Here is a 12,580-nt window from a genome sequence, read left to right on the forward strand (position 1 = left end):
ATGGCCAAGACGGCTTTGGGTCACAAACAGCGGTCCGACCGCACAGCTCGTCAAGTCCGGTTCTCCTCCGAGACCGGCGTTGCGGCGGCTTATAAGCAGTTCGGCCGAGGGGCCAATAAGCGACGTCATAGTGTCTATTCGATCACTACATCGGCCCACGTCAGCACGGTCGGTGGCATGTTGATGCCGAGTGCTTTGGCGGTCTGGAGGTTTATGACAAGTTCGTACTTGGTCGGCCGTTCGACTGGCAGGTCGCCAGGTTTCGCACCCCTAAAAATCTTGTCGACAAAGGTCGCAGACCGGCGAAACTGATCTGGCAAGTCAATCCCGTAGCTCAAGAGGAAGCCCGCTTCGGCGTATTCTCTCACGGCAGAGATTGCAGGCAGCCGATTTCTGACGGCCATGACGCCAATCAGGCCGCGGTGGTTGAACAGCACCCCATCGCTCAGCACGAGAAGCACCTGCGCGCGTTCTCTCACCATTGTCGCAAACGCTTGTTCAAGTATGTCCGGCCCGCCCGCCTCGGCCGGGACAAGAGTCAACGCCAGCGCTTGGGCAGCTTCCCGCAGCGACGTCAGCCGGTCCTGATTGGGCGCAAAGTCCGGATTCCACAGAATGCCAACACGCGAGAGGTTCGGCAGAATGTCCTTCAGAAATTCGAGCCGCTTGCCGTTGATCTCATCGCCGGGCTCCGAGCTGAACCCGGTGACGTTGCCACCCGGGCGCGCCAGACTGGCAACAAGTCCGGCACTGACCGGCTCGGCACTGTTGGCCATCACGATCGGAATCGCCCGGGTCGCCTTCATGGCGGCAACCGTGGTCGCATTGGTTCCGGAAACGATGACGTCCACGCCGAGCCCGGCCACCTCTGTGGCAAGCGCCGCCAGCCGCCCCATGTCTCCGTCGGCAAAGCGGTACTCGATGACGACATTCTCGCCGACGCGGTAGCCAAGGCTCCGCAGGCCCTCTTCGAAGGCTCTAACATTGCGAAGTGTTTGCTCCCGCGACGCGCTCGCGAGATACCCTACCCGGTAGACCGACCTTGCCGGTTGCTGCGCATGCGCGCCGAGCGGCCACGTCGCTGCCGCGCCGCCGATCAGCCCCATGAACTCGCGCCGTCTCATTGAGCACCACGGAGGAAACGCCCGTCCATGTCCAAAGCCTAGCACTTTGCGGCGAGACAGCGAGTGAGAATGAGCAAATAATCGGATCTCCGAAGCTGCGTCCCAATGTCCGAGATGGATCAAAGTCGGCGGTCTGCCTTCCTGAAAGCCGCATCCGGTCTACGTTCGTCAGCCGAGGTTTGCACGGGCTTCGAGCCAGGCAGCATCGGGCCAGAATCGGACATCAACCGTCAGCACTTATTGCAAAATCAAAGGCCACCCGGAGGCGGCTTCGCAACTTCAATCTGGTGTTAGTGGCTAGTCCGCATGCCGGCTATACAAGCGCGGAACGGCCCGTATCCATAGGGAATCGTTTAACCGTCCATGCGAGGAGGATGCATGACCAATGTAAAGGGTCCGATCATATCATTTGCGGACCTGCCATCCATCGAAGCCTATCTGTCTGCACACGAGGGAAGCGAGAGCGGCTTTTGGCTTAAGCTCGCTAAAGCCGGCGCACCAGAAGCAACCATCACCAAGGCGCAGGCCATCGAAGCCGCTTTATGTCACGGATGGATCGATGGTCAGCTTGGGAAGTTTGATGAGCATTACTATTTAGTGAGAATGACGCCGCGGCGAAGTGCGAGCCGATGGTCCGCAATCAATCGGGATACGGCGGAGCGTCTTATTCGCGAAGGGCGCATGCAATCTGCCGGGTTGAGCGAGGTCCAGAAAGCCAAGGCCGATGGTCGCTGGAGCGCGGCGTATCAATCCCAGGGCAAAGCCGAACCTCCGTCCGATTTCCTGGCTGCGCTGGCTGCAAATTCGGAAGCAGAACGCGCGTTTGCGACGCTCGACCGTGCCAACAGGTTCGCCTTCGTCTATCGCGTGAACGATGCCAAGCGCCCCGAAACGCGGAATAAGCGAATTCGCGAGTTTGTAGAAATGCTCGCCCGGGGCGAAACTATTCATCCAACCAAAAGTAAGGGGGCTCCAAGGGCCTGACCGAGCAGCGGAGCGGAGAATGAACGCATTGGAGGTTGGCGGAGGTCCGCTCGGGGTCAAAGGCCGCCCTCGGGAGCTTACCGGAGACGGTCGGCTCATCTCCCAGAGGCAGACATCGCGGCGTCTGATTGAGCGGCCACGGGGCCATTATCCGACATCAACCGTTCGTGGATCATGTTGGCTAGGACAGGGTAACGCCACTGCAGAACGCGACGGGAACCGCAGCCGGGCTCAAAGCAATAGCTGGGAGGCCAAGCCAAAGGATTCGTCGGGACCGACCATGCGATGCACGCGTGGATGGGGTAGGTAAGCCACTCGTCCGATCAGACTGGCAAGCAGTCGGTCCCCAATCGTTGGACTCGCCGATTGGATATCCCGCCAGTCTTGCTGACAGAAATTCCATCGCCCTGTCCGACACCCCCGTCGTTCGCAGGTATTTAGGAAGTCGGTCGGTCTGGGTTGGGGACCCATTCCTCCGCGGTTGAGTCCCAATGATGGGTGTCGTCGAACTGCTTCCAGAGTGGCTGCTTTTGCTTCCTTTCGCCGTTCTGCCGGTTTGCCTGTGTGCGGACGACAAGCGCCACAGCCATCATTACCCATTCGCGAGCACTATGTCGGGAGTTCCATTTGATTGCTGCAAGCATTGGAGGTCTCCGTCAAGGTAAGAACCTTTCTTCACATTAGCGCGCGCCGCGAGCGAAGGGATGTAAGCTACTTCACAGGCAGTCAAGATCTTCGACATAGCCGAGGACGACGGCGCGGCGAACGCGAGCAAATCGTCGGCTTACCCTTTCCGTTAAGCCTCAAGGGCAGCGGTCGGCGGCCCTGGGCGGGGATTCATCGTAAGGGAGCCACAGGCGGCCCGAAAAGCCAGTCCACCTTCCATTGCAGAGGAGCAGATCGAAGCCGACAACCCGTTGGCGCGCGGGCGAGCGTCGGTTTGCTCGGCCCGGCACCTGCAAGTGTCCTTTCCGTCGCAAGATGGAATGGGCCCGGAACAGAAGCAGCAATCCCTGCAACAATGGGCTCGCCCAACGATGTCGCTGCAATCGTGATTGTCATCAAAGATATGGCGACTACAAGCACATCGATCATAATGCGCTTCGAAAAGTGTTTCGTCATGAGTTGAGCCCTCACAACCGAGATGAAATAACTGCGCAGTTACAATCTTAGTTCGTACGCAAATGGGTATCCCGAGCCATCGCCGCTTGGTTCGTTATTGCGCCTCGTCGACGAGAGCCCCATGTCTTGCGGCCGCTTCAATTCGGCGCGCCGTAGCTGAATTCGTGCTGCGTGTCCGTCCTACCAACGCTACTGTGATCAACGTTTCACGCGAGATCAGAAGCTGATTCCGCATTTCAGCTAGGCGGGCGCGGCAGTATTCGCGGTAAAGCAGGTCGAATATGGCGGGCATGGATACCCCCATCGTTAGAGCACCACTAGATTTCCAACACGGATTTCGGATAATCGTAGCCCCGGCGATGGCTGTCCGATGTGAGCCCATTTACAGGCTGAGCCAATTCAAAAAACTCAAAGAACGATTGGCTGGCTTGTCGGTGCAAAAAGGAACAGGGCTGATTACCTAAAATAGACTATAGCAGCCTTCTGTTTCAACAGAACTTCGTCAAACAACTTAAGAGCGCTGCGCTGCGAATAAATTTCCAACTACAGCGCGAAACAACTTACCAGTGGATGCAAGCACCGTTGGCTGCAACGTCGTCTGTTAGCCACCAGACCGAAGCAAGAATGGATCGACCGAGGCGGCTAGTCGGTCTGCCACTTGCATATTCGCCGTGGACTGCTTTTCGGTAGGCAGCGAGCCGAGAGAGTTGACGGCCAGCCCGGTACCAGCGGCAAGAACAGCTATCACAATCGCAGAGAGATATTCGATCCTCATGGCGATGATCCTCCATCGCTGACGACGAGACAATTGTGTTTGCTGAAAATTAGTTCCGTTGGCAGGTCGATGGTTGCGGAGAACGGCAAAAAAGCTCGGCCGGAATTGAGGGGTGCTCCGGCCGAAGCGCCATACGCGGGTCTCTCAGAACATTCCGATCGAGGCGAAAAGCGCAATCTCGATTAGGACAGTGAGGCCCATGATGGCGACTGTGAGAATTGCTTCGCCCGGCGGTAAAGAGGTCATGGCGTGCCTCGCATATTGCGAAGCCCCGAAGCCCAATAGCCAACCTCCCGATGTCGGAAATGTTTCGGGTTCTAGGGCGTTAGGTACAAGATGCCTAACGCGTTTCGAGTTCCTTGATCGCCAAAGCCGCAATTTCTGCCGGCGCGAGAACCTCCGTTTGGGCGATCCTGATGATCTTGCTTGCGACCATTTCCGTGAGCGGATCGTCGCGATCCTTGACGCAAAGCGTATGGAGCGCCTGCTGGTAGGCTGCTGTGATACGGCTGACCATTTCCGGCTTTAAATTGGCGGTTTGTAATCGCAGGTAAGTAGACATTTCTTTGCCTCCAAGCCCACGCGGGAAGGCAGGATAACATGGGAAACCCGGTTGTTGGCGAACGGAGAACTTCGGACGCTCAGAGCACCGGTATCGGTGCAAAGCCGGGATCAAGGTGGCATGTCGCACGTTACTACGGTGGCGGCAGGATCATCCGTGCACGGCAAGGAGGCGGTGCACGTCAAGGCCAACGGTGGCAGCCATGGCAGATACCCCTTCGACCGCGCCCGTGGTCCATCCGCCAGGTTTAGATCATCCGGAGCATCGCCGGGCGATCTGCAACGAGATTGGCGAGCGACTTCGCGGCACCCTCACGGACGATCTCACTCCGCTACCATTGCGACTGCAAGGCATGGTGGAGCGGCTGACCGAGTTGGATGGCGGCGCTCCGTCGGCCGCGCCGGATCGCCAGGACGATGCGCCATCCCGGCTACTCTCGAAATTTGTGTCGGCGCTTTGGCGGGTCCTTCGAAACGGGCCTTGAGGCGCGGGGACGCGCGACCGCGCCCCTTTCGTATATTTGCGATTTTCGGTTTGCCATTTCGCTTGGCGGGCTTATCTAGCGGAATCCGCAAGATAGACCCAGGCAATGACCAATCTTGATCAGGTGTGGCAGGCATGGCGAGCGCTTTCGCGAGCTGATCGGGCTCGGTTTCTGATCATGCTCCGCGACGCTTATGCCCGGGACCGCGAGGCAGTGGTGCGACAGCACGGCATCGGCGCCGATGGCGTAAGGGTATCAAGGCTCTCGGACCTGTCGTTCCGTGAGGCGGACCTCCAACGGCCTGGGCCGTAAACGGCCACTGGTGAGTTTTTCGGCCGCCGGCTACTTCCGGGCCGAGCCGCTTGCGTAAATCGCGGTAAACCGGGTTTGCGGGGCGAGGCTGCTCTAGGGAGTGTGCTCATACGCCGCGCCGGAATCGGGCGCGTGTGACCGTCCGCTGTGCCCCTGATAGCCGCGCAATACCGGACCTCACGGAAGGTCCGAGTCGGGCCACTCCCGACTAATGCGCGCAGCAAGCAGGTCCTCTATTCGATCACCTTGTCGGCCCCGGCGAGCAGCGTCGGCGGGACTTCGAGGCCGAGCGCGCTTGCGGTCCTAAGATTGATCGCCAACTCGAACTTGGTAGGCTGTTGCACCGGCAAATCGCCTGGCTTTGCGCCGTTGAAGATCTTGTCGATGAAGGCTGCGAGCTGGAAATAGAGGTCAGGATAGTTTACGGCGTAGGCGATCAGTCCCCCGGCTTCGACGAACTCGCGGGCTGGGAAGACGGTGGGCACACGGTTGCGGGCTACCCATTCAACGATCATTTGTTGATGCATTTGGGTGAGACCGTCTGCCCCAACGACGAGGCCGTCGATATGCCGTCGCATCACCAGTTCGAATGCGTGGCTCAGGTCACCCTCGCTCCGCACGTCAAGAAGCTCAGCCTCGAGACCCAGCAAGCGTGCCGCTATCTTTGTCTCCTCCCATTCGGCTGGGACAGCTGGATTGCCCATGTTGTGAAGCAACCCAACTCGCGTGAGGCCAGGAACCAGTTCTTTGAGAACCTGAACCCGTTTCGCTGTCAGTTCGGTGCTGAAAGTAATCACCCCCGTGATGTTGCCGGTCGGCCGCGCGAAGCTCGCTACGATCGCACCGGGGCCGCCCATTGTCATCATGACTACTGGAATCGTTCCGGTCGCGTTCTGAACCGCCGTGGTGGCAGGAGTGCCTCTCGCCAGGATCAGGTCGACTTTGAGGCCAACCAATTCGGATGCGAGATCCGGAAACCGCTCGCCCCGACCGTCGGCCGACCGATACTCGATGATCAAGTTGCTTCCTTCGAAGTAACCGAAATCGCGCAGACCTTTGCGCAGAGCCTCGAGGTTGGCGGCGTTCCGTGCCGCCGGTATTGGCTCCAGAATCCCGACGCGATAGACCTTCCCGCCTCGCTGCGCACGCGCTGCGAGCGGCCAAGCCGCCGCGCCGCCGAGCAGCATGATGCATGAGCGCCGGTTCACTCCCGGTCCCTCCGTGCTTCCGACTGGAAGCATAACACACCTCGGCAACAGCAGGAGACTGCTGCGCTGCGGATTTCGATGCTGCCTATGTCGCAGATGGGTCAATCGCGTCGATTGGGGCGCGTTCTCGGCACGTCCGGTCTGGCCTCAACGGCTGGGACATGCCGAGCGCGATCCAGTCCCTAGACCATCAGCTTCCATGACCAATAGATACCTATCGCCATCTGGACCGCGAACGCGGTGAAGCGGAGACTTACTGCTATCGGACTGTTCGACGCGAGATGGATAATCGACTGCACAATCCTTGCGCCGAGAAACCAAAACGCTAGAGGGTCTGTAACATCCGTTCTTGACACCATGATCGCAATCGCCAACAAGCCGCCGAAAATCGGTAGACCTTCGATGCAATTCGCGTGAGCCCGTGCGAGGCGCTGCATGAAGGGCGATAGTCCGGAGTTATCCGGCGTGAAGGCGTTGGCCGCAACCTTTCCAGTCACGACGAGATACGTTCGGATGGTTTCCATCACGACCAGCAGAAGCAGCGCCCACGAGACGAAGCCTGCCAGTGCGTAGCCCGTGTTGGACATGTCTCCTCCCAGTCATTCCTGTTGTTCATTTGTAGCCGATCCTGTCCGAACAAGACAAACAGGACTCCTCTCCTGCTGTCCGCTTCGGATCCACCTGCTGACAAAGTCACGAAATCCGGAACGACGGATGGAGTTGATGGTGGCCCCCGGGAGGCGTCGGGCAACACACCCCGTCAAGGCCTCGCCGCGAAAATATTTCACTTTTCCGAATTTCGGATTTATGGCATACACCACGCATCCCGGCCCTGCCAAAGGGGCGTTCGCGACCGTCACGCGACGCGGGCTGGGTGGCGGTGGACGCGGCAGCGCCGGCGCGGATCAGCGGGATGACGGGGCGGGCAACCGTGAGTCGTCACGCTGGCGCGGTACGACACGGCGCCGTAACAGCGGTCTCGTTGATGCCGGGGGCGAGCACACGCAAGCCTCCAGGCATTCAGGCGGGACCGTCCGCGGACGGAGAAGTCGTGTGGTCCTGACGCCCGGGGTCTGTGCGTCAAGGCTTGCGGTGATGTGGCGGCCCGACCGGGCGCGCGCATCAGCCATCTGCAAGACGACGGGGGCAATAGTGCATCGCTCCCCGGGGAGAGCACGAAGGACACCGTTAAAACCATCCGCGCAGGGAAGGCCGGGCGTTCGGCCAACCCGTGGTCCACCCCGTGTGCACTCTTCGTGGCGCACGGACATGCGGGTGCCGCCGGCGCCCGGCCTTCCCTGCGCCCTTCGGCTTCCAAAGGGCGATGAGATCAAAGCAAGACTCGGGCGAAACGCGCCGCGGGAGCGCAGAGGTATGCCCCTTCGGCCTCGGTGCGCAGGCCCGTGATCTTACCGACTGTCGCACTGCTTTTCGCGCGCGCCCCTACGTCCGGCGCGGTCGTCGTCTCCTCGGGCAAGGTCATCGGCCAAGGCGTCACCGGTACCGTCAGCCCGAACGGCGCAGTCAGAACGGTCGGTCAAGGCGAGGGCGTGACCTTCACAGGCTCCGGCCGTCTCGGGGGCCGCAGCGGTTCCGGAACCTGGCGCCGCTCCGATGGCTGCGGCGGAACCTGGAGTTCGGCGAAATAGTAACGACGTGAAAAGGCCCGATTTCGCCGCGGAACCAACGCGCCGCAGGCCCGATTCAAGCCACATCCTCTCCGGATTTGCGGCTCATTGCCACCCAAGTCTTTGATGACAAAGGGGTGGTTAAGAGTTGCGTCATGCGTAACCGGGAGACCAGGATGGGCAACCGCACCGCAAAGTTCATATCCGCGCTAGTCGGCAGCATCATTGCTGGCGCGCCATTGGCCGCCGTGTCGCAGAACGCGCAGACCGCACCGAGCACGGCCAACGCGGCCACCGACTGCCTCGCCTCGCCGAAGGGCGTCGCGCCGCAGGGGCAGCACTGGTACTATCGCGTCGAACGCGGGACCAAGCGGCAATGCTGGTATCTGCGCGCCGCCGGCGACAAGGACAGCGCGAAGTCCGTGCAGAGCGCGCAGGCCACGAGCGATACGCCGACGGCGCAGGCGCCGGCGCCGCAGCAGCAACAGCACCCGGTGCAGGATGCGCGCGCCGAATATCTGACAGCGCGGAGCGGTATCGCCCCCCAAACACCAAACGCAGTTGCGCAGGCCGCAGCCGCGACCCCGGCGCAACCATCTGCGGACCAGACCGCTGACAGCAACGCGCAACAATCCGCGGGCGACACGCCCTGGCCCGATGTCTCCACGGCGTCCGCGCCGCCCGCGCCACAGCCGGCGCCTGCCGCGGTTGCGGCAGCCGCGCAGCCGAGCGCAAAGCCGTCAAAATCCCCTGCCCCGGCGGCGCTCGCCGTGGCAGACAGCAGCGCCGACAAACCGGCCGGCTCGGTCCAGATGTTGATGCTCGTGATCGGCGGTGCGCTGGCGCTCGCCGGTATCCTCGCCAGCCTCATTTACCGCTTCGCCGGCGCGCGCACGCGCGTCCGCGTCCAGTCCGCCGAGCGTCACGGCTATTGGAACGATTGGGAGACGCAGAACCAGCACGCAAGCCGCGCGCCCTGGCGCGATGCAACGCCGGCCGTTGCGCCGCGCGCGCAGCCGGCGCATCCGATCGACTTCGATGCCGCACGTCCGCAAGCGGCAAAACAAGTGACAAAACTCGCCGCGATTGGCCGCGAGATCGATCTGATCGACGCGCGCAAGCGGCGCGCTGCGGTCCCTGCCGCAGAACCCGACGAGATCAAGCCGGCCGAGGTCGAGATCAAGTTGTTCGATCGGGCTGCTGCGCCCAAGCTAGTCACCAACGAGATTGGCGAGGATCGCGATGAGGCGCCGGCAGGCCGCGACCAGGATGCGGTCGACGTCGACGTCATCACGACCATGCTGGAACAGTTGGCGAAGGAAGGGCCGCGCCTGTCGCGGCCTAACCTTGAAGCTGACCTTGCAAAGTTCGCACGAAGCCTACGAGGCCAATCCGCCGCTCGCGCTTGAGACGTTCGGCCTTCAGGATCGACTGTACCTCGGCGAAGGCCTGGTCGACGTCGTGGTTGATGACGATGTAGTCGTACTCGGCCCAGTGGCTCATCTCGTGGCTGGCGCGGCTCATCCGCTTGCGGATCACCGCGTCGGAATCCTGCGCGCGCGAGTGCAGGCGCTTTTCGAGATCGGCCGCCGAGGGCGGCAGGATGAAGACGCTGACGACGTCGGCGCGCGCCTTTTCGCGTAGCTGCTGCGTGCCCTGCCAGTCGATGTCGAACAGCACGTCCTGCCCCGCCGAGAGCGCCGCCTCGACCGGGCCGCGCGGCGTACCGTAACTATTGTCGAACACCGTCGCCCATTCCAGGAGCTCGCCGGCCTTCACCATCGCTTCGAACGTCGGCTTGTCGACGAACGAATAATCCTTGCCGTTGACCTCGCCGGGCCGCATCTCGCGCGTGGTCGCCGAGACCGACATTTTCAAGCCGGGCATTCGCTCGATCAAGAGACGCGACAGCGTCGTCTTGCCCGCGCCCGAGGGCGAAGACAAAACGAACATCAATCCGCGGCGCTCGACACCGTCAGTTCCGTGACCGCCCGTCGTCATCGATCACTCCAGATTTTGGACCTGCTCGCGGAACTGCTCGACCACGTTCTTCATGGCGAGTCCCGTATTGGTGAGCTCGATGTCGTTCGACTTCGAGCAGCAGGTGTTGACCTCGCGGTGAAACTCCTGCGCCAGGAAATCGAGCTTGCGGCCGATCGGGCCGCCCTTGCCGATCAGCTCACGCGCCTGCGCAATGTGCGAGGCGATGCGGTCGAGCTCCTCGCGGATGTCGGCCTTGGTTGCGATCAGGATCGCCTCCTGCATCAGGCGGTCGGCATCGAAACGATCGGAGGTGTCGAGCAGGCTAGCGATCTGCTCAGTGAGCTTCGCCTTGATCGCCTCCGGTTTGCGGCCGGGCGCAGCCTCGGCTTTCTTCGCCAACTGTTCGATCTCGTCGACCCGCTGGGTCAGGATCTGCCCCAGCGAGGTGCCCTCGCGCTTGCGCATCTCGACGAGATCGGCGAGCGCTTTGTCGAACGCCTCCACTGCGGCGGCGCGCGCGGCCTTGTCCTCCTCTTCGTCGCCCTCGGGTTCGGCGACCTCGACGACGCCCTTGATGGCGAGTAGGCCATCGATGCTCGGCGCGACCGCGTCGACCTTGCCGGAGATCAGTGCGGCCGCCTTCAGCACGGCGTTGAGCACGTCCTCGTTGACGCGGACCGTGGCGGCGGCATTGGTGCGCTTGACGTTGAGATTGGCGTAGACGGTGCCGCGCGCGAGCAGCTCACCGGCGCGCTTCTTGGCGTGGGCCTCGAGCTCGTCGAACCCCTGCGGCAGCCGCACCCTGAGGTCAAAGCCCTTGGCGTTGACCGACTTCAATTCCCATTCGAACGTGTACGGCCCGCTCGCGCCGTGGCTTCGGGCAAAGCCGGTCATGGACGACAGCGCCATCGGTTGAAATTCTCCAGAAACACGGGATTCGCGAGGCCATCAAGCCACGCGAATCTTAAGACTATTTTGCCGGAAAGTGGAATCCGCAATGTCCGCGGGCAGGTCTGCGCCAACCTAGCGCTGGACCACCGGCGGCAAGGACTGCACCGCGCCCTGCCGGGCCGGCGCGGGACCAGCGGGCCGTGATGGTTGCTTTTTCTGCTGGTTGGGCCGCGCCGGCGTGGTCGCGGTCGGCGGATCGGTGGCGGCCGGCGCAGCAGCAGCCGGCGGCTGCGCGTCCTCGGCCGGCTCGACCGTGTCGTTCTGGATCTGCTTCTCCATCGCGCGGAGTTTCGCGACGTTCTTCTGGTGCGCGTCGTAGGTCTCGGTGAAAGCATGCCCGCCGGTGCCGTCGGCGACGAAATAGAGATCGCGGGTGCGGGCCGGGTTGGCGGCGGCCTCGAGCGAGGCGCGGCCCGGATTGGAGATCGGCCCCGGCGGCAGGCCCTCGATCACATAGGTGTTGTAGGGCGATGGCTGCGTGATCTCGCTGCGCTTGATCGGACGGCCCAGCGTGCCCTTGCCGCCGACGAGGCCATAGATGATCGTGGGATCGGACTGCAGCTTGATCCTCTGCTTCAGGCGGTTGACGAACACGGCAGCGACGCGGCTGCGCTCGTCCGGCTTGCCGGTCTCCTTTTCGACGATGGACGCCAGCGTCACCAGCTGCTCCGGCGTCTTCACCGGAATGTCCTGGCTACGGCGCTCCCAGATCTCGGCCAGCACGCGCTTGTGCGCCTGCTGCATGCGCTGGATCACCTGCTCGCGCGTGGTGCCGCGCGGGAACTTGTAGGTCTCCGGCAACAACGTGCCCTCGCGCGGCAGCTCGCGCACGCTGCCGGTGAAGATGTCGTTGTCGGACAGCCGCGCCACGATCTGCTCGGAGGTCAGGCCTTCCGGGATCGTCACGGCATGCTGCACCACCTTGCCCTCGACGATGGTGGCGATGACGTCGCGCAAGGAGGCGTTCTTCTGGAACGAATACTCACCGGGCTTGAGGTCCGAACTCGCCTTCAGCGCGGCGACGCTGGCGATGAACACCCACGGATTGATGTCGGTGACGCCTTCCCGGTTCAACGTCTCGGCGATGTCGCGCTTGCCCGCGCGCTGCGGGATGTTGACGATCTTGTCTTCCCTAAGCGGCCCGGGTGCTTCCAACACCTGCCGGCCGTAATAATAGACCCCGCCGGCGCCGAGCATGGCAATCAACACCAGGGTGATGATGGCGTTGCCGACCACCACGAAGGGATTGCGCGCGCGTTCCGATCGCTTCGGCGGCGGCGGGACCTGCTCGGGCTCGAGCGCTGCCCGCGGACTCCGGGGCGAAATGGGCGGCCTTTCACTCATCGAAGCAACCTGAATTCTGCCGGTTCAATCGCGGCCTGACAATCACCTTGCCGAGCCAAATGCACGCGCCCACTTCTATGACTATCGCCGAATACGGCAAAAC

The 12,580-nt window shown here is 62.1% G+C and carries 11 protein-coding genes; 4 read left to right on the forward strand and 7 right to left on the reverse strand.

What is annotated here, in order from left to right:
• Positions 1–134 precede the first annotated feature (134 nt).
• Positions 135–1,106 (reverse strand): ABC transporter substrate-binding protein, encoded by a 972-nt coding sequence (locus ACR9YP_RS27475; RefSeq protein ID WP_438108841.1) that lies wholly within the window; start codon positions 1,104–1,106, stop codon positions 135–137.
• A 396-nt stretch (positions 1,107–1,502) separates the two neighbouring features.
• Here ACR9YP_RS27475 and ACR9YP_RS27480 point away from each other — a divergent pair, with 396 nt between their 5' ends.
• Entirely contained in the window at positions 1,503–2,108 is a 606-nt protein-coding gene (locus ACR9YP_RS27480; protein WP_438108843.1) for a YdeI/OmpD-associated family protein, read from the forward strand.
• Between the two features lie 2,237 nt (positions 2,109–4,345).
• Here ACR9YP_RS27480 and ACR9YP_RS27485 read toward each other — a convergent pair.
• Positions 4,346–4,567: a hypothetical protein gene (locus ACR9YP_RS27485; RefSeq protein ID WP_474217604.1), complete on the reverse strand. Its 222-nt coding sequence runs from the start codon at positions 4,565–4,567 to the stop codon at positions 4,346–4,348.
• Between the two features lie 202 nt (positions 4,568–4,769).
• Here ACR9YP_RS27485 and ACR9YP_RS27490 point away from each other — a divergent pair, with 202 nt between their 5' ends.
• Complete coding sequence (locus ACR9YP_RS27490) at positions 4,770–5,051, forward strand: hypothetical protein (RefSeq protein WP_474217605.1); 282 nt, start codon at positions 4,770–4,772, stop codon at positions 5,049–5,051.
• A 545-nt stretch (positions 5,052–5,596) separates the two neighbouring features.
• Here ACR9YP_RS27490 and ACR9YP_RS27495 read toward each other — a convergent pair.
• The gene (locus tag ACR9YP_RS27495; RefSeq protein WP_474217606.1) at positions 5,597–6,550 is read right to left on the reverse strand and encodes an ABC transporter substrate-binding protein; all 954 of its coding nucleotides are present in this window, start codon (positions 6,548–6,550) and stop codon (positions 5,597–5,599) included.
• Between the two features lie 203 nt (positions 6,551–6,753).
• On the reverse strand, positions 6,754–7,158 hold the full coding sequence (locus tag ACR9YP_RS27500; RefSeq protein WP_128934268.1) for an MAPEG family protein: 405 nt from the start codon (positions 7,156–7,158) through the stop codon (positions 6,754–6,756).
• Between the two features lie 816 nt (positions 7,159–7,974).
• On the opposite strand from ACR9YP_RS27500, the gene ACR9YP_RS27505 reads away from it, so the two are divergent.
• Entirely contained in the window at positions 7,975–8,220 is a 246-nt protein-coding gene (locus ACR9YP_RS27505; RefSeq protein WP_438108847.1) for a hypothetical protein, read from the forward strand.
• 155 nt (positions 8,221–8,375) lie between these two features.
• Positions 8,376–9,608 (forward strand): hypothetical protein, encoded by a 1,233-nt coding sequence (locus ACR9YP_RS27510; RefSeq protein WP_438108849.1) that lies wholly within the window; start codon positions 8,376–8,378, stop codon positions 9,606–9,608.
• Here the strand turns inward: ACR9YP_RS27510 and gmk are convergent.
• The 3 genes from gmk to mltG form a co-directional block, all read right to left on the reverse strand.
• The gene (gene gmk / locus ACR9YP_RS27515) at positions 9,541–10,200 is read right to left on the reverse strand and encodes a guanylate kinase (protein WP_091895057.1); all 660 of its coding nucleotides are present in this window, start codon (positions 10,198–10,200) and stop codon (positions 9,541–9,543) included. The genes ACR9YP_RS27510 and gmk overlap by 68 nt on opposite strands.
• 3 nt (positions 10,201–10,203) lie before the next feature.
• A complete protein-coding gene (locus ACR9YP_RS27520; RefSeq protein WP_370985433.1) occupies positions 10,204–11,091 on the reverse strand; it encodes a YicC/YloC family endoribonuclease in 888 nt (295 codons plus the stop codon).
• Positions 11,092–11,205: 114 nt separating this feature from the next.
• On the reverse strand, positions 11,206–12,477 hold the full coding sequence (mltG, locus tag ACR9YP_RS27525) for an endolytic transglycosylase MltG (protein ID WP_438108851.1): 1,272 nt from the start codon (positions 12,475–12,477) through the stop codon (positions 11,206–11,208).
• Between the last annotated feature and the right edge of the window lie 103 nt (positions 12,478–12,580).

The organism is Bradyrhizobium sp. BR14999 (assembly GCF_056106085.1).

Bases quoted from the DNA above. Each gene is read 5' to 3' on its own strand.
- ACR9YP_RS27500 (WP_128934268.1), bottom strand. From the start codon at position 7,158: ATGTCCAACACGGGCTACGCACTGGCAGGCTTCGTCTCGTGGGCGCTG.
- ACR9YP_RS27480 (WP_438108843.1), top strand. From the start codon at position 1,503: ATGACCAATGTAAAGGGTCCGATCATATCATTTGCGGACCTGCCATCC.
- ACR9YP_RS27485 (WP_474217604.1), bottom strand. From the start codon at position 4,567: ATGTCTACTTACCTGCGATTACAAACCGCCAATTTAAAGCCGGAAATG.
- ACR9YP_RS27495 (WP_474217606.1), bottom strand. From the start codon at position 6,550: ATGCTGCTCGGCGGCGCGGCGGCTTGGCCGCTCGCAGCGCGTGCGCAG.
- ACR9YP_RS27475 (WP_438108841.1), bottom strand. From the start codon at position 1,106: ATGGGGCTGATCGGCGGCGCGGCAGCGACGTGGCCGCTCGGCGCGCAT.
- gmk (WP_091895057.1), bottom strand. From the start codon at position 10,200: ATGACGACGGGCGGTCACGGAACTGACGGTGTCGAGCGCCGCGGATTG.
- ACR9YP_RS27510 (WP_438108849.1), top strand. From the start codon at position 8,376: ATGGGCAACCGCACCGCAAAGTTCATATCCGCGCTAGTCGGCAGCATC.
- ACR9YP_RS27490 (WP_474217605.1), top strand. From the start codon at position 4,770: ATGGCAGATACCCCTTCGACCGCGCCCGTGGTCCATCCGCCAGGTTTA.
- mltG (WP_438108851.1), bottom strand. From the start codon at position 12,477: ATGAGTGAAAGGCCGCCCATTTCGCCCCGGAGTCCGCGGGCAGCGCTC.
- ACR9YP_RS27520 (WP_370985433.1), bottom strand. From the start codon at position 11,091: ATGGCGCTGTCGTCCATGACCGGCTTTGCCCGAAGCCACGGCGCGAGC.